17 protein-coding genes are annotated in these 17,287 nt (G+C 31.9%); 8 read left to right on the top strand and 9 right to left on the bottom strand.

What is annotated here, in order from left to right; translation table 11 throughout:
* Window positions 1-84 precede the first annotated feature (84 nt).
* The gene (locus LNQ49_RS00540; RefSeq protein WP_129538490.1) at window positions 85-984 is read left to right on the top strand and encodes a patatin-like phospholipase family protein; all 900 of its coding nucleotides are present in this window, start codon (window positions 85-87) and stop codon (window positions 982-984) included.
* Here the strand turns inward: LNQ49_RS00540 and LNQ49_RS00535 are convergent, their stop codons facing one another.
* Window positions 985-1,506, bottom strand: coding sequence for a DUF7935 family protein (locus LNQ49_RS00535; RefSeq protein WP_229986845.1), 522 nt, complete (start codon window positions 1,504-1,506; stop codon window positions 985-987). It abuts the gene before it with no gap.
* A 125-nt stretch (window positions 1,507-1,631) separates the two neighbouring features.
* Between LNQ49_RS00535 and LNQ49_RS00530 the strand changes: the two genes are divergently transcribed.
* From LNQ49_RS00530 to LNQ49_RS00520, 3 genes are all read left to right on the top strand, one after another.
* Complete coding sequence (locus tag LNQ49_RS00530) at window positions 1,632-2,399, top strand: sulfite exporter TauE/SafE family protein (RefSeq protein WP_229986844.1); 768 nt, start codon at window positions 1,632-1,634, stop codon at window positions 2,397-2,399.
* A 164-nt stretch (window positions 2,400-2,563) separates the two neighbouring features.
* On the top strand, window positions 2,564-4,897 hold the full coding sequence (locus LNQ49_RS00525; protein ID WP_229991303.1) for an ATP-dependent helicase: 2,334 nt from the start codon (window positions 2,564-2,566) through the stop codon (window positions 4,895-4,897).
* A 124-nt stretch (window positions 4,898-5,021) separates the two neighbouring features.
* Window positions 5,022-5,642, top strand: a complete 621-nt coding sequence (locus LNQ49_RS00520; protein WP_229986843.1) for an L-threonylcarbamoyladenylate synthase — start codon at window positions 5,022-5,024, stop codon at window positions 5,640-5,642.
* Between the two features lie 290 nt (window positions 5,643-5,932).
* Here the strand turns inward: LNQ49_RS00520 and LNQ49_RS00515 are convergent, their stop codons facing one another.
* Genes LNQ49_RS00515 through LNQ49_RS00505 form a run of 3 tightly spaced genes read right to left on the bottom strand, consistent with a single transcriptional unit; the run spans window position 5,933 to window position 8,294 of the window.
* Window positions 5,933-6,769 (bottom strand): OmpA/MotB family protein, encoded by an 837-nt coding sequence (locus tag LNQ49_RS00515; protein WP_229986842.1) that lies wholly within the window; start codon window positions 6,767-6,769, stop codon window positions 5,933-5,935.
* Between the two features lie 37 nt (window positions 6,770-6,806).
* Complete coding sequence (locus tag LNQ49_RS00510) at window positions 6,807-7,826, bottom strand: glycosyltransferase family 2 protein (RefSeq protein WP_229986841.1); 1,020 nt, start codon at window positions 7,824-7,826, stop codon at window positions 6,807-6,809.
* A 12-nt stretch (window positions 7,827-7,838) separates the two neighbouring features.
* A complete protein-coding gene (locus LNQ49_RS00505; RefSeq protein WP_229986840.1) occupies window positions 7,839-8,294 on the bottom strand; it encodes a type I restriction enzyme HsdR N-terminal domain-containing protein in 456 nt (151 codons plus the stop codon).
* A gap of 93 nt (window positions 8,295-8,387) precedes the next feature.
* On the opposite strand from LNQ49_RS00505, the gene holA reads away from it, so the two are divergent.
* Genes holA through ettA form a run of 3 tightly spaced genes read left to right on the top strand, consistent with a single transcriptional unit; the run spans window position 8,388 to window position 11,359 of the window.
* Window positions 8,388-9,392: a DNA polymerase III subunit delta gene (gene holA, locus LNQ49_RS00500; RefSeq protein ID WP_229986839.1), complete on the top strand. Its 1,005-nt coding sequence runs from the start codon at window positions 8,388-8,390 to the stop codon at window positions 9,390-9,392.
* A 55-nt stretch (window positions 9,393-9,447) separates the two neighbouring features.
* Window positions 9,448-9,630 carry a CAL67264 family membrane protein gene (locus LNQ49_RS00495; protein WP_229986838.1) on the top strand — a complete coding sequence of 61 codons (183 nt, stop codon included), beginning with the start codon at window positions 9,448-9,450 and terminating at the stop codon, window positions 9,628-9,630.
* Between the two features lie 34 nt (window positions 9,631-9,664).
* A complete protein-coding gene (gene ettA, locus LNQ49_RS00490; protein ID WP_229986837.1) occupies window positions 9,665-11,359 on the top strand; it encodes an energy-dependent translational throttle protein EttA in 1,695 nt (564 codons plus the stop codon).
* A gap of 118 nt (window positions 11,360-11,477) precedes the next feature.
* Here ettA and LNQ49_RS00485 read toward each other — a convergent pair whose 3' ends face one another.
* Together LNQ49_RS00485 and LNQ49_RS00480 are read right to left on the bottom strand one after the other, a co-directional pair.
* Entirely contained in the window at window positions 11,478-11,891 is a 414-nt protein-coding gene (locus LNQ49_RS00485; protein ID WP_229986836.1) for a thiol-disulfide oxidoreductase DCC family protein, read from the bottom strand.
* A gap of 314 nt (window positions 11,892-12,205) precedes the next feature.
* Window positions 12,206-14,371 (bottom strand): endonuclease MutS2, encoded by a 2,166-nt coding sequence (locus tag LNQ49_RS00480; RefSeq protein WP_229986835.1) that lies wholly within the window; start codon window positions 14,369-14,371, stop codon window positions 12,206-12,208.
* Window positions 14,372-14,482: 111 nt separating this feature from the next.
* On the opposite strand from LNQ49_RS00480, the gene ung reads away from it, so the two are divergent.
* Complete coding sequence (ung, locus tag LNQ49_RS00475) at window positions 14,483-15,154, top strand: uracil-DNA glycosylase (protein WP_229986834.1); 672 nt, start codon at window positions 14,483-14,485, stop codon at window positions 15,152-15,154.
* Here ung and LNQ49_RS00470 read toward each other — a convergent pair.
* The 3 genes from LNQ49_RS00470 to tsaE all read right to left on the bottom strand — a co-directional run bounded on the left by LNQ49_RS00470 (window position 15,151) and on the right by tsaE (window position 17,279).
* Window positions 15,151-15,534, bottom strand: a complete 384-nt coding sequence (locus tag LNQ49_RS00470; RefSeq protein WP_229986833.1) for a DUF4258 domain-containing protein — start codon at window positions 15,532-15,534, stop codon at window positions 15,151-15,153. The genes ung and LNQ49_RS00470 overlap by 4 nt on opposite strands.
* A 36-nt stretch (window positions 15,535-15,570) precedes the next feature.
* Window positions 15,571-16,770 (bottom strand): alanine dehydrogenase, encoded by a 1,200-nt coding sequence (locus LNQ49_RS00465; RefSeq protein WP_229986832.1) that lies wholly within the window; start codon window positions 16,768-16,770, stop codon window positions 15,571-15,573.
* Between the two features lie 101 nt (window positions 16,771-16,871).
* Window positions 16,872-17,279, bottom strand: coding sequence for a tRNA (adenosine(37)-N6)-threonylcarbamoyltransferase complex ATPase subunit type 1 TsaE (gene tsaE, locus LNQ49_RS00460; protein ID WP_229986831.1), 408 nt, complete (start codon window positions 17,277-17,279; stop codon window positions 16,872-16,874).
* Window positions 17,280-17,287: the final 8 nt, after the last annotated feature.

The following is a 17,287-nucleotide window of genomic DNA, read 5'->3' as shown; positions in this document are numbered from 1 at the left end:
GGAAAAAAACAGATAGCAAAGTTTAGTCTATTTACTTTATCCATTTATCTATTTTCTCATCTTAAAAAAACCTACAGTACATATATGAGAGCATTGGTTATTTCAGGAGGAGGAAGCAAAGGAGCTTTTGCCGGAGGAGTTGCACAATATTTATTAGAGATAAAAAAATGTCAATACGACTTGTTTTTAGGTACATCAACAGGAAGCTTACTAATTCCGCATTTAGCCCTTGGGAACATACATAAAATCCATGGCATCTACACCAATGTAAACATGGGTAAAATATTTAATATTAGCCCATTTGTAGTAAAAGAAAAAGACGGAATTGATATTGTTACCATAAACCACTTTAATGTAATCCGTCAGTTTTTTAAAGGAAAAAGGACATTTGGAGAAAGCAAAGGATTGCAAAAATACATCAAAGATCACTTTTCTATATCCGAATTTAATCAGTTAAAAAAACTCAAAACTGATGTTGTTGTAACCGTTACAAATTTATCAAGAAATGAAGCAGAGTACAAATCAATAAAAGATTGTAGTTATGATGAGTTTTGCGACTGGATTTGGATATCAAGTAATTATATTCCGTTTATGAGTTTGGTATCTAAAAACAATTCTGAATATGGCGACGGAGGATTCTCAAGTTTAGTTCCAATTCGTGAGGCTATACATCGTGGAGCAACCGAAATAGATGTTGTTATCCTTGAAACAGAAGTCAATATAACTAAAAATGCTATTGGTAAAAATCCATTTTCATTAATGATAGATTTATTCCGAATAGCATTAGACCAAGTTGAAAAACATGATATTGCAATAGGAAAACTAATTGCAAAAAATAAGAATGTAAAACTAAACTTGTTTTATACACCTACAAAACTAACCAACAATGCATTAATTTTCAACAAAGAAGAAATGAAAAAATGGTGGGAAGAAGGGTATGAATACGCACAAAACAAATCTGAAATAATGAGCGATAATAGGTAATTACCACATTTCGCTCACTTCATTTTTAATGTACGATAAAGCAGCACTACTAGGTGATTGCTTATCAAATAGATCATTTAAGATAACTTCTCGTAGTTTATCAGCACTATCAACGCGATCGCTCATACTAGCTTTACGAATCATTTGTATTGTAGCATTCTTTGCCGTAGTTACAATAGTCCAGCATTCGTCAGACATATATATTTGTTGCGTTAAATTATGTTCGAATTCTTGCTCAATTTGTGCAATAACTAGATTTTCATACTCGTTTTTATCATTTGATATTGGAGCAACACGTATTAATAATTTAGTTAGGCTAATGCGTTCTAAATACAATGTAATACGCTCATATGCTTGTAAACGCAAAGGCAAAGCTTGTTTTTGAGCATCTTTTTGCAGCAACCATCTTCTAGTATTCTGTTTATCACTAAGATATGATTTGAAAAAATAATAAGCAACACCTCCAGTTACAACAGAAGGTAAAGTATAGGCAATAATTTCAATGATTTTGTTTGAGTCCATTTTTTAAATTTGAGAAAACAAAAATATACTTTTTGAATGTAATTCAGCGTCATTTTAATTGTAATATTTATTTAAGAAGGTTAATTTTGTCAACTTTCAAATTTGACTTAAACACTACACAATAATTGGAAGAATATATTATAATTTTACTTTGCTTAGCTGCTTTTGCAGCAGGATTTATAGATGCTATCGTAGGAGGTGGAGGATTAATCCAAACTCCGATGGGATTGATCTTATTACCAAATTTACCTGTTTCTACAGTTATCGGAACTTTAAAACTACCTGCGTTTAGCGGAACTGCTTTTGCGGCTTTTCAATATTTAAAAAAAGTAACTATACAATGGAAGCTATTACTCATTATGATGTTTTTAGCAGTTCCATCGGCATTCTTAGGCTCTACGTTATTAACTTATGTGAGCAATGATTTTATGAAACCGTTGCTACTAGTAGTCTTATCACTATTATTGATTTATACTTATGCAAAAAAGAATTTTGGACAGCAAGTAGCCAAAGACCATTCTGCAAAAACTCAAATAACCTATGCTGTTTTAATTAGTGTAATTGTTGGGTTTTATGATGGTTTTATTGGCCCAGGGACAGGGAGCTTTTTTGTAGTAGCTTTTATAGCTTTAATGGGATTTGATTTTTTACATGCTTCTGCAAATGCCAAAATGGTCAATTTGGCAACAAATTTTGGATCAATTTGCTTATTCATTATAAAAGGAAAAATTATTTGGTCAATAGCTTTGCCAATGGCAGCAAGCAATGCTTTAGGCGGCTGGCTGGGTGCTAAATTAGCTATCAATAAAGGAAATGGTTTTATTCGAATATTCTTCTTGATTGTAGTAATTGGAACATTGATTCGCTTTGCTTACGATGTGTTTTATAAGTAAAGTTTCTAAGTACCTAAGTGACTTAAAAACTAAGTTTCTTTCTTAATAACTGAGTACCATAAATACTCATTACGTTTTTCAAACGAAATCTTAGGAACTTATAACCTTAGTAGCTTATTACATCTTTAATTCTTATTTTTGCATCAATTATGGAGAAAAATTTCATGCAAAAATACATTGACCAGCTCAATGAAGCACAGAGAGAGCCTGTTTTGAAAAAAGACGGGCCAATGATTATTATTGCTGGGGCAGGTTCAGGGAAAACTCGTGTTTTAACAATTAGAATTGCATATCTGATGGCTCAGGGTATTGATGCATTCAATATTTTGTCGCTTACTTTTACCAATAAAGCGGCTCGTGAGATGAAACATAGGATATCTGATATTGTGGGAACATCGGAGGCAAAAAACCTTTGGATGGGAACATTTCACTCTGTTTTTGCCCGAATACTACGTTCAGAAGCAGATCATTTAGGATATCCTTCTAATTTTACAATATATGATTCACAAGATTCAGCTAGATTAATTTCTTCAATTATTAAAGAAATGCAATTAGACAGAGATGTTTATAAACCTAAACAGGTTTTAGGCCGAATTTCTAATTACAAAAACAGTTTGATTACTGTAAAAGCATATTTTAATAATCCTGAATTGCAAGAAGCAGATGCTATGGCCAAAAGGCCAAGAATGGGAGAAATCTACCAACAATATGTAGACCGCTGTTTTAAAGCAGGGGCAATGGATTTTGATGATTTATTATTAAAAACCAATGAATTACTAACACGATTCCCAGAAGTTTTAGCTAAATATCAAGATCGTTTTAGATACATCCTAGTTGATGAGTACCAAGATACAAATCACTCACAATACTTAATTGTACAAGCTTTAGCAGATAGATTCCAAAATATTTGTGTTGTAGGAGATGATGCGCAAAGTATATATGCTTTCCGTGGAGCGAATATTAATAATATTTTGAATTTCCAGAAAGATTATGAAGGCGTAATAATGTTTCGCTTGGAGCAAAATTATCGTTCAACCCGTAACATAGTTGAAGCTGCAAATACTATAATGGAACACAATAAGACCAAACTTGATAAAATTGTTTGGACTGCTAATGATTTTGGTCCAAAAATCAAGGTACATCGTAGTATGACAGATGCTGAAGAAGGCCGTTTTGTTGCTAGTACAATTTTTGAACAAAAAATGCAAAATCAGCTTACAAATGGATCATTTGCAATTTTATACCGTACCAATGCGCAATCACGTGCAATGGAAGACGCTTTGAGAAAACGAGATATTCCATATCGAATTTACGGTGGACTATCTTTCTATCAAAGAAAAGAAATCAAAGATGTTTTATGTTATCTACGATTGGTAATCAATCCAAAAGACGAAGAGGCACTTATACGAGTAATTAACTACCCTGCAAGAGGAATTGGCGATACCACTGTCGAAAAACTTACAATTGCTGCAAATCATTACAAGCGCTCAATTTGGGAGGTGATGCAAAACATCGATAAAATTGATTTGAAATTAAATTCTGGAACCAAAAACAAGCTTAATGATTTTGTAACCATGATTCATAGTTTTCAGGTAATCAATGAAAATCAAGATGCTTTTTATATCACCGATCATGTTGCCAAAAAAACTGGATTAGTACAAGAGCTCAAAAAAGATGCTACTCCAGAAGGAATGGCAAAAGTTCAGAACATAGAAGAATTACTAAACGGTATAAAAGATTTTACTGAAGGACAGAGAGAAGTTGATGGAGCAAGAGGTGCATTAGCCGAGTTTATGGAAGATGTAGCACTTGCAACAGACTTAGACAAAGATACAAATGACGAAGATAGAGTTGCATTAATGACAATTCACTTGGCAAAAGGATTGGAATTCCCACATGTTTTTGTTGTCGGAATGGAAGAAGATTTGTTTCCTAGTGCCATGAGTATGAGTACAAGAAGTGAACTAGAAGAAGAACGTCGTTTATTTTACGTAGCTCTAACACGCGCTGAACATCAAGCTTATTTAACATATGCACAATCACGTTACCGTTGGGGTAAATTAACAGATAGTGAGCCGTCACGATTTATTGAAGAGATTGATGCACAATATTTAGAATACCTAACACCTGCAGAAAGTAATTATCGCTATAAACCAATGATTGATAGTGATATCTTTGGAGATGTAGATAAATCAAAATTACGATTAGCAAAACCAATTGGATCAACTCCACCTAAAACGGTTTCTAACAACGAACCAAAATCGGATTTAAATATTCGTAAATTAAAACCAGTAGCAAGCAATCCAAATGCAAGTGCACCAAATTTATTTGACAACAAATTAACAATTGGTAATACTGTGATGCACGAACGATTTGGAAAAGGAGAGGTTGTTAATCTAGAAGGAGTAGGAGCAGATAAAAAAGCAGAGATAAAATTTGAAGTAGGAGGAATTAAAAAATTATTATTGCGATTTGCTAAGCTTGATGTAATAGGGTAGCTGAGATAAGAAAAATCAAATTTCTCTTGGCAATCTAAACATCTTAATTAAATAAAAAAATAGTAACTTTAAAGTAGTTAGTAAGAAATCTTATTCAACTTTAAACCTCAAACAAAAATTAGACATGGCAGAATTTATAAAAATATATACCGATAAACCAAGTGAAGCTGCTATTGCAAAAGTGGTAAAGGTTTTAAAAAATGGAGGTTTAGTTATTTATCCAACAGATACTGTTTATGGTCTAGGTTGTGATATTACTAATTCACGTGCATTAGAACGTATTGCAAAAATAAAAGGCGTTAAACTTGAAAAAGCGAATTTTTCATTTATATGCCACGATTTAAGCAACATCTCTGATTATGTAAGACAAATAGATACATCAACATTTAAAATACTAAAAAGAGCACTACCAGGTCCTTACACTTTTATCTTACCTGGTAACAACAGCTTACCAAAAGAATTCAAAAAGAAAACAACAGTCGGAATCCGTGTACCAGACAATTCAATTGCTCTAGAAATTGTACGTCAGTTAGGAAACCCAATTGTTTCTACCTCTATACGTGATGAAGATGACGTTATCGAATACACTACTGATCCAGAGCTAATTTTTGAAAAATGGCAAAATTTAGTAGATATGGTTATCGATGGTGGTTATGGAGATAACGTAGCATCAACTATTATTGATTTATCCGAACACGAACCAATTGTGGTCAGAGAAGGAAAAGGAAGCTTAGATATTCTATAAAAAAGAGCAATTCGGCAAGATATTTGAAGTTAATTACCTATATTAGAGGCGAATAAATAAATCATCACATTATATATAGCACAATAATGTTATTCTTAATTTATATTTAATTGGTTATTAAAAAGATTAAGGGTACATAAAAGCAGGTCAATCGACCTGCTTTTTCTATTTTAACACGCAACTCTTTTTTAAACATGATGGCATAAAAAAAACCAGTGAAATATTTCACTGGTTTTAATTTATTCATGAATTGCAAATCTTTGTTACAATTCTAGTATGAAGTAATCAGATTATTTACCTGATTGTTTTTTCATTTCTTTTTCAACCATATCATAGAATTGGTCAATTTTAGGCATAACAACAATACGAGTTCTTCTGTTACGTGCTTTGTTTTCAGCTGTATCATTTTCAACTAAAGGCACATAAGAACTTCTACCAGCAGCAATTAATTTTGCAGGGTTAACACCAAGATCATTTGTTAATACACGAACAATAGACGTAGAACGTTTAACACTTAAATCCCAGTTGTCTAGCAATATACCATTACTTTTGTAAGGAACGCTATCAGTATGCCCCTCAACCATACACTCAAAGTCTGGTTTGTCATTAACAACTTTAGCAACTTTAGCTAAAACAGTTTTAGCTTTGTCAGTTACATCATAGCTACCACTTTTAAACAATAATTTGTCAGCAATAGAAATAAACACAACTCCTTTTTCAACATTAATTTCAATGTCTGGATCGTTGATTCCAACAGCTCCTTTTAAGCTAGTAACCAAAGCAAGAGTAACACTGTCTTTCTTAGTTAAGGCATCTTGAAGTCTAGATATTTTTAAATCTTTTTCTTTTAAGCTTTCCAATGATTTTTCTAAATTCTCAGCTCCTTTAGAAGTTAGCATTGTTAAATCTTTAGAACTACTAATTAAATTTTGGTTATGTTCTTTTAAACTTGCAACTGTAGCAGTTAAACCAGCTTTTTCTTCTAAACAAGAATTTAATTTTACAGTACAAGAATTTAATAAATCTTGAGTTTCTTTGTTTTTAGCTTCTAAATCAGCATATTTCTTTTTAGAAACACACGAAGATAGTACCATTAGTGCAGTTAGAGCAATGAATATTTTTCTCATAAAAAATAAAATTTTAGTTAGACGTATGTCTACAAAGTTAAGGGTTATTAATTTGATTACTGTTAAAGATATCTTTAAATACGCGGATTTTCTTCACATAATACAAGAAAACGATACTTTTAACCATATAGTATTCTTGCTTTTGGAAATTGCTTCTTTTTTTATAATATTTAGAAAAAAGACTATAAAAAGAAAAATGAGCTTTTACAATTGCCCAAGTGTGTTTAAACTTTCCTTGTGTTAAAAATTGTATCCCTGCGATACCATCAAGTACTAATCTAGCAAAAAGAATGCCATAAAACCCCTTTTTAGGCAAGTTCTTAGTAAGCATCAATAAAGAGTTTCTAAAATTCAAAAAGGTCTTTTTAGGGTTGCCTTGCTGCAATGTCGCACCACCTACATGATACACAATAGATTGCGAATTATATTTAATCGTATAGCCAAGATTAATTGCTCTCCAACACAAGTCAATTTCTTCTTGATGAGCAAAAAAACCTTCATCAAAACCTTTTAATTCTTTATAAACTGTACTTCTTATAAAGAAACATGCTCCTGAAGCCCAAAACAATTCAGAGCTATCATTATATTGTCCGTTATCTTTTTCAATAGTATCAAAAATACGCCCTCTACAAAATGGATATCCGTATTTATCTATAAATCCACCAGCCGCACCAGCATATTCAAAATTTGATTTACTTTTAAAATCTAATATTTTTGGCTGGATGATAGCTGTTTTAGGCTCATTTGCAAAAGTACTTAAAATAGATTCCAACCAATTTTCTGTAACTTCAATATCAGAGTTAACCAAAGCATATATTTCGGCATCTATATGTTGTAATGACTCATTATAACCCTGAGCATATCCATAATTACCAGCATTTACTACAATTTTCACAGTAGGAAAATGCTCTTTTACATAGGCAATAGAACTATCAGTCGAAGCATTATCCGCTACATATATAGAAGCTTCGGGAGAAAACTGCATTACCGAAGGTAAAAACTGTTCTAATAATTTTACTCCATTCCAATTTAAAATGACAACTGCTATTTTATCCAAGTGTATTGCGTTTTATTTATTTAGAGAATTATAATTGGGTAGCTCCCTTAAAAATTCATATTTTTCATTTTCAAAATCCATTTGACAAAAATAATGTTGTAAACCATTAGTAACCGTCAAATATTGTGCATTCATAGTCATATTATAACGGGCAATCTGATCAAAAGTAGCTTGCGAAATCTTTACTTCAGGAGCTTTACATTCTACTAGTATATATATAGTACCATCCGGATTATATACTACAATATCATAGCGCTTTCTTAACCCATTGACTTTTAAAACCTTTTCTACATTTATCAATGATTTAGGGTATTTTTTCTCAACCATTAAAAACTGCACCACATGTTGGCGAACCCATTCCTCAGGAGTAAGAATGATAAATTTTTTCCTGATTTCATCAAAAATAGACACTTTATTTTCGCTATTTTTGAATCGAAATATATAAGAGGGAAAATTTAGTTTTTGCATGAGGCAAAAATATAAAATAGTTTTAGGTTTCAGGTTTAAAGTTTCATCATTATTGAAGCAATAGCCTAAAACGTAAAGCTTGAATCAAAAATTATGGATGAAGTTATAAAAATTGTTAATGATATCAAAGCAGGAAACATCAAGCCTATCTACTTCCTTATGGGAGAAGAGCCTTACTACATTGACAAATTAGCTGAATATATAGAGAAGAACATATTATCAGAAGAAGAGAAGGGATTTAATCAAACTGTTTTATACGGTCGTGACGTATCTGTTGATGATGTAGTTTCTGCAGCAAAACGTTATCCTATGATGGCTGATCGACAAGTTATCATTGTAAAAGAAGCACAGGATTTATCCAGAACAATAGATAAACTAGAAACGTACGCAGGAAACCCTATGGAAACGACTGTTTTAGTATTTTGTTATAAATACAAAACACTCGATAAACGTAAGAAAGTAACCAAATTATTAGGGCAAAAAGGACTCGTTTACGAAAGTAAAAAACTATACGAAAATCAGGTTGGTGATTGGATTAAGAGAGTCTTATCTGGCAAAGGATATACAATAGAACCCAAAGCCAATGCAATGCTGGTAGAGTTCCTAGGAACAGATTTGAGTAAAATTAATAACGAACTTGAAAAACTACAAATAATTTTACCAAAGGGTACAGCAATCACACCTACGCATATTGAGGAAAATATTGGTTTTAGTAAAGATTATAATGTATTTGAGTTGCGTAAAGCAATCGGAGAACGCAATCAAGTTAAAGCATATAAAATTGCCGAAAACTTTGCACACAATCCTAAAGATTACCCAATAGTCATGACCACAGGTTTAATTTTTGGTTTCTTTATTCAGTTGCTAAAGTATCATGGATTAAAGGACAAAAACCCAAAAAATGTTGCAACAGCCATAGGGGTGAATCCTTATTTCTTGAAAGAATACGATTTGGCGATAAAAAATTATCCAATGAGAAAAGTAAGTCAGGTAGTATCGGCGTTACGTGACATTGATGTTAAAAGTAAAGGAGTGGGAGCCAATGCATTACCGCAATCTGATTTATTAAAAGAAATGCTCTACAAAATATTTAATTAAGCCACTTAAATTACCGATATTTGTAAGCTATTTAAAATAAAAAAACACCGCGGTTATGGGGATGAATAAAAATACAATCTTAGGATGGGCAACTTTTATAATGGTACTAATGGGATTTCTCCTAATTGGACTTGGAATTTTTAGATATAGTGATGTTTCAGGTTGGGGATTTGGTGCTGTAGGAGTAGGATTTTTAGCCAATGCGTGGGTTTTTAATGCATTAAAAGGAAGAGTTTAAACAAAAAAATAATAAAATTTAAAATAAATTAATAATGTCAGACGATAAGAAAGTAATTTTCTCCATGTCAAAACTGAGTAAAACATACTCAAGTAGCGACAAGCAAGTGCTAAAAAACATCTATCTAAGCTTTTTTTACGGAGCTAAAATTGGTATTTTAGGTTTAAATGGTTCAGGAAAATCTTCACTTTTGAAGATTATTGCTGGTGTTGATAAAAATTACCAAGGTGATGTAGTTTTTGCTCCAGGTTACACAGTAGGATACCTAGAACAAGAACCAATATTAGACGATAATAAAACAGTTATTGAAATCGTTCGTGAAGGAGTTGCCGAAACAATGGCGGTTCTAGAAGAATTCAATCAAATAAATGATAGTTTTGGTTTGCCAGAAGTGTATGAAGATGCCGATAAAATGGACAAACTAATGGAGCGTCAAGCACTTTTGCAAGACAAAATTGATGCTTTAGGTGCTTGGGAAATCGACACCAAACTAGAAATCGCAATGGATGCTTTACGCACGCCAGAAGGAGACACACCAATCAAAAACCTTTCAGGAGGAGAGCGTCGTCGTGTAGCTTTATGTCGTTTGTTATTACAACAACCAGATGTTTTGCTTCTTGATGAGCCTACAAATCACTTGGATGCAGAGAGTGTACTTTGGTTAGAGCAACATTTAGCACAATATGCAGGAACAGTAATTGCTGTAACGCACGATAGATACTTCCTTGATAATGTAGCAGGTTGGATTTTAGAACTAGATAGAGGAGAAGGTATTCCATGGAAAGGAAACTACTCTTCTTGGTTAGATCAAAAATCAAACCGTATGGCTCAAGAAGAAAAAGTGGCTTCAAAACGTAGAAAAACTTTAGAACGCGAGTTGGACTGGGTTCGTCAAGGAGCTAAAGGGCGTCAGACAAAACAAAAAGCACGTTTACAAAACTATGATAAGTTATTAAACGAAGATCAAAAACAACTTGATGAAAATCTTGAAATTTATATCCCGAACGGACCACGTTTAGGAACAAATGTTATCGAAGCAAAAAATGTTTCCAAAGCTTATGGAGATAAATTATTGTATGATAACTTAAACTTCACTTTACCACAAGCTGGAATTGTTGGAATTATCGGACCAAACGGTGCTGGTAAGTCAACTATTTTCAGAATGATTATGGGTGAAGAAAAAACAGACAGCGGAGAATTTGTTGTTGGAGAAACTGTAAAAATCGCTTACGTAGATCAATCACACTCTAACATCAATCCTGACAAATCTATCTGGGAAAATTTCGCAGATGGCCAAGAAATGATAATGATGGGAGGAAAGCAAGTGAACTCTCGTGCTTACCTAAGTCGTTTCAACTTTGGTGGAAGTGATCAAAACAAAAAAGTTTCAATGTTATCGGGTGGTGAGCGTAACCGTTTACACTTAGCAATGACATTGAAAGAAGAAGGAAACGTACTTTTATTAGATGAGCCTACGAATGACTTGGACGTAAATACACTACGTGCACTTGAAGAAGGTTTAGAAAATTTTGCTGGTTGTGCAGTAGTTATCTCTCACGACAGATGGTTCTTAGACAGAATCTGTACACATATTTTAGCTTTCGAAGGAAATTCAGAAGTTTACTATTTTGAAGGAGGTTTCTCTGAATACGAAGAAAACAAAAAGAAACGTTTAGGTGGAGATTTAACTCCAAAACGTCTGAAATATAGAAAATTAATCAGAAGCTAGTCTTCTGATTAATTACAAAAAAGCCTCAAATTTTATTATTTGAGGCTTTTTTTATTATCTCGATTCTCTTTACATTTCACATTTTAAATATCACAAATCACATCTCACTTTTTACTACTTACAAAAACTTTGCTTTTAGTTCAGGGCTTGGAATCATGCAACTTTCTTTTTTGCCATACCATTTATACCTGTTCTTGGCAATGTAGTCATACAAAGGATCTCTTAAAAATTTGGGTATAATTTTAAAAACAGAAAACCAACTCCATAAAACACCAAGGTTTTCAGCTATTGCAATTGCTGCACCTGATTTGTAATAGTAAGCAACTCCGGGTTCATAAAACACAATACTATCCATTTTAGTAATGTCGACTCCTATATGTTTGCAAATATCTTTTCCAATTTCAGATTGCAATGACGCAAAACGAAAATTATCTTTTTTATCATGCTTAATAATAAACTGTACTGCCGAATCGCATAAATTGCAAACTCCGTCAAACAGGATTATTTTTTTATTTTTTGGTAAATCAAGCATTATTTAATTTGTTTCCGTTTTTAAGATTTTAAGTTTACCTCAATCTAGTTATTTTGATGAAAATGAAATCTATATTTTTGCTTTTAGCTTTATGAAACTTTCCTCTTGTTTAAGAATGATAAAAAAGGATTTTTAAACACAACTCATCCTTTATTATTAATATCTATAGAAATTAGTTATTCCATAAATTTTACAAATAAAAAACAGCTTTCATAAATGACATTTAAGCGATTTTTTCTATTTACCCATCTTAATTCCCGTATTCTAAAAGATACTTATTTAAATCTCTTTATTTCGGTTTTTACTATTTTTACTTATTTTTTAGCTGCTTCTACAAATTCTAATTCCTCCAAACTAACTTTTGAGGTGAAAATTCCGTAATTTACTGTAGCTTTATTTTTTTCGATAGCATCAATACTTCCTACCGATCTTCCGTCTAACATTCGAACACGATCACCAACTTTTAAAATAACTTTTGGTTTTTCGACAACAGCTTTTAATTTCTTCTCTTTTTTCTCTTTTCGAATTTCTTCAACTTGAACAGTTACTTCAGCTATAACTTCTTTTTTCTTTTCAATTATTGCTTTAGTTTCTTTAGGAGTAGCTTTTTTTCTTTTTGAATTTTCAATTTCTATAATCTTCAAAAACTCACCAATCAATTCTTTTTTATTTTTATTATTGAAATACTTCTCCGAAATATCTTCAATTTTTTGTCCAATGTAAATTGTCTTTTGATTGCTATCATATAATTCCTGATAGCTTTCTAATTTTTGTTTTATCTTGACATTTATATTCTCCATTTTATTACTTTCGGCACGAGCTCTAGTTTCTTCTTCTTTTAAATTCAAAGAAGTCTTTTCTAATTTTGAGCGCTCTTTTTGTAACGTGGCAATAGTTTTATCAAAACGAACTTTTCCAATTTCAATTTTCTTTTTCGCACGATTAATTAAACCATATGGAATTCCATTTTTTAATGCAACTTCAAATGTAAACGAACTTCCCGCTTGACCAAGAACTAATTTATACATCGGCTCTAAAGATTTTTCGTCAAAAAGCATATTTGCATTTGTTGCATGAGGCAATTCATTTGCAAGAATCTTAAGATTAGAATAATGCGTGGTTATAATTCCGAAGGCTTCACGATGGTAAAATTCTTCCAAGAATATTTCTGCCAAAGCTCCACCTAATTCAGGATCTGAACCCGTTCCAAACTCGTCAATCAAAAACATAGTTTTACGATTGCATTTTTTAAGGAAATAGTTCATATTCTTCAATCTATAACTATAGGTACTTAAATGATTCTCAATAGATTGATTATCACCAATATCAGTTAAGATTCTGTCAAATAAAAATGTTTCACTTCGCTCATGTACAGGAATTAACATTCCCGATTGCAACATTAATTGTAACAATCCAACCGTTTTTAGAGAAATTGTTTTACCTCCAGCATTAGGTCCAGAGATAACAATAATTCTATTATCTTGCTTTAATTCAATTGTTTGCGGATGCGTAATTTCTTTCTTCTGCTTGTTGTTTAAATACAAAATCGGATGAAAAGCATCTCTAAAATACAAACGACGCTCTTCAGTAATTGTTGGCAAAATACCATTTATCTTATTAGCATATTTTGCTTTCGCAGCAATAACATCGATATCACTTAAAAAAGCTTGATATTCAATCAACAAAGACAAATACGGACGAATTGCATTTGACAATTGTTTTAGAATACGAGTGATCTCTTCTTTTTCTTCATATTCTAAATTACTTAATTCTCTAGAGTATTGTAAAGTAGTTTCAGGTTCAATATAAGCTATGCTTCCAGTTTTAGAACTTCCTAAAATAGAGCCTTTTACTTTACGACGGTACATAGCCAAAACAGCTAAAACCCTACGGTTCTGTACAAAACTTTCTTTAATATCATCTAGATAACCTAAACTATTATATTGTGTTAAGGCCACACCAAAACTTTGATTTACTTTTCCGCGAACCAAATTCATATCTCTGCGAATGTTTGATAATTCGGGAGAGGCATTATCTTTTATCTCTCCATATTTATCTACAACTACATCTATTTGAGAAATAATTTCTTTAGTGAATTCAACTTGTGAAGCTCTAACATTTAAGTTCGGATAATAATCATCGAATTTTTTTAAGAAATTCAATAAAAAATTAACTGTAGATGAGAGGGTTGCAATTTTTCTAAAACTTCCAACTTCAAGAAAACTATCTTCAATTGCTAAAAATTTTATTTCGTAGCTGATTGCATCAAACCCATGATTTGGAATTGCATTATTATTTTGGAAAGACGAAACATATTCTGATGTTTGCATAAGTGCTTGCATCAAAGTTTCTTTGTCTCTGAATGGTGTTATTTCTAAGGCTTTTTGTTTACCTATATCAGTATTACAAATGTCCGAAATAGTTTCGAGCACTGTAGGGAATTGTAAATCTTGTAATGTTTTATCAGTAATAGATATCATATTATAACATAAGTTGTAAAGCTTCAAAGTTACAAAGTTTTGAAACTAAATAGTAGTATTAATTGGTACTTTGCAAAAAACTTTCCTTAATTTGTAGTAAAATTTATTGAAATGAAAATCAACCTCAATCCAGATTGGCAAACAGTATTATCAGATGAAATAGCTAAACCATATTTTAACGATCTAATACTATCAGTTGAAGAAGAATACAAAAACCAAATTTGTTACCCTCCAATTGATTTGATTTTTTCTGCATTTAATCATTGCTCTTTTCAAGATATAAAAGTTGTCATCATCGGACAAGACCCATATCATGGAACAGGGGAGGCTAATGGCTTGAGTTTTTCGGTAAATGACGATATAAAAATCCCTCCTTCATTGCGCAATATTTACAGAGAATTAAATACTGATTTTGATTCTGTATTTATGCCAACCTCTGGTAATTTAGAATTTTGGGCAAAACAAGGCGTATTACTTTTAAATGCTTCATTAACTGTTCGAAAAGATACCCCAAACAGTCATAAACATTTAAAATGGAATTTGTTTACAGATGCAGTAATCCAAGCAATATCTGATAAAAAGGAAAATGTAGTTTTCTTATTATGGGGTGCATTTGCTCAGAAGAAAGGCCGTAAAATAGATACTATAAAACATTATATTTTAGAATCTGGTCATCCATCGCCTATGAGTGCAAATCAAGGTAAATGGTTTGGGAACAAACATTTTACTAAAACAAATACTTATTTAAAATCGAAGAAGATTCCTGAAATCAAATGGCTTTAATTAGCCTGTTTTTTTTCTATAGATTCTAGAACAGCTTTTCCAGGGTAATTTATTACTTTAAGTACTACTTCTTGATTCTTCAAAGTTTTACCTTCAATAACGTATAATTTCCCTTTTTTATATTCTATATTACTTTTATCAAAATCTACATCACCAAATTGTAATGTGTTTTTAATATCTGATGTATCAATCCATTTTTCTGTCAAAACTTTAGAAGCTTCATCTGAATAGTGAAATGGTTTATTTCTTAGATCATTTAAAACTCTTGCATTTGGAAAATAATTACAACGCGTATCTTTACCACTAAACACAAGGGCTACAAAGAAAGATCCAATAACTAAACCAACTAAATAATAAGCAAAACGATGTACAAACTTCATGAATTTTATTTTTGGCAAAGGTACACTAAAGTTGCCTTAAAAAACAAGTAAATTGATGTCATTATCAGGTAAATCAAACCATTCGCCTATAGCTTTGTTGGTTAAAATACCATGATACATATAAACACCATTTTTTAAACTTTTATTACATCTTATAGCACTTTCAATTCCTCCATCTTCTGCAATTTGCAATAAATAAGGGGTAATGATATTACTTATTGAAAGTGAGGCTGTTTTAGAATAGCGTGATGGGATATTAGGAACACAATAGTGTAAAACATTACTTTTAATGAAAGTTGGTTTTTCATGTGTTGTTACCTCTGAAGTTTCAAAACAACCACCAGTATCTATACTTACATCTACAATTACCGCACCTTTTTTCATGTGCTCCACCATTGTTTCAGTAACAACAATTGGACAACGCTCTTTTCCACGCATAGCTCCAATTGCAACATCACAACGCCTTAGCGCTTTTAATAATGCTTTTGGCTGTATGGTAGATGTAAAAACACGTTGATTAAGATTGTTTTGTAAACGGCGTAATTTAGTAATTGAATTATCAAAAACTTTAACTGTTGCTCCAAGACCTATAGCTGTTTTTGCAGCAAATTCACCTACAGTTCCAGCTCCTAAAATAACAACATCAGTAGGAGGAACGCCAGTAATATTACCAAACAGCAATCCTTTTCCAATCTCATCCGTAATCATTAATTCAGCGGCAATTAGTATTGATGCAGTTCCTGCAATTTCGCTTAATGATTTTACAGCAGGATAGGAGCCATCTTCATCTTTTATATATTCAAAAGCTAATGCAGTAATTCTTTTCTGTGCTAAAGCTTCGAAATAAGCTTTTTTCTTAGTTTTTAATTGAATCGCAGATATTAAAATCGTTTCCGCATTCATCAACTTAATTTCGTTAATCGTTGGTGGTTCAACCTTTAGCAACATCGGACAACCAAAAACCCGCTTAGTATCCTTTGTTACCTCTGCACCTGCATCACTATATTCTTTGTCTGTATAACTTGAACTTTCGCCCGCACCAGATTCTATCATAACTCTATGACCTTGGTAGGTAAGCGAGTTTACTGCATCTGGTGTTAAGCAAATACGGCGCTCCTGATAACTTGTTTCCTTAGGAATTCCAATGAACAGTTCTCGTTTGTATCTACCAATTTCAAGTTTTTCTTCTTGAGGCAACAAATCTTGTTTCGTAAATGGAGTTATCGTTATTGACATTGTTTATACAAAATTAAGAGTACAAATTACGTAAAAAGTTTTTAATAAAACAGTATTATCAGGGCTAATACGCATAGCTTAAAGAACTAATAATTTTAAAACTAAACAAGTTTTAATAAACGTTTTCCATTTGGCAATAATTCAATTGTAACAACTGAATGTTGTTCTGGAATTAAACTTGGAATTTTTTCTGACCATTCTATAAAACACCAATTTCCAGAATACAAATAATCATCAACTCCCATATCCAAAGCTTCAGTTTCATGATTCAATCTATAAAAATCAAAATGATAAACTGTTTGATTATCATTAGTTTTATATTCATTAACTAAAGAAAAAGTTGGACTACTTGTAGCATCCTCAATTCCAAGAGTTTTGCATAACTGTTTAATTAATGTTGTTTTTCCAGCACCCATTTCTCCATTAAATAGGAGAATTTTATTTGGGTTTTGTGCTAAAATTTGTTCTGCAACTTCCTGAATTTGATCTAACGAAAAAGTAACTTCCATTTTATATT

The sequence above is a fragment of the Flavobacterium pisciphilum genome, from assembly GCF_020905345.1.
GTDB lineage: Bacteria > Bacteroidota > Bacteroidia > Flavobacteriales > Flavobacteriaceae > Flavobacterium > Flavobacterium pisciphilum.
The sequence above is the reverse complement of the archived record's forward strand: the minus strand, read 5'-3'. Positions and strand labels throughout refer to the sequence as shown.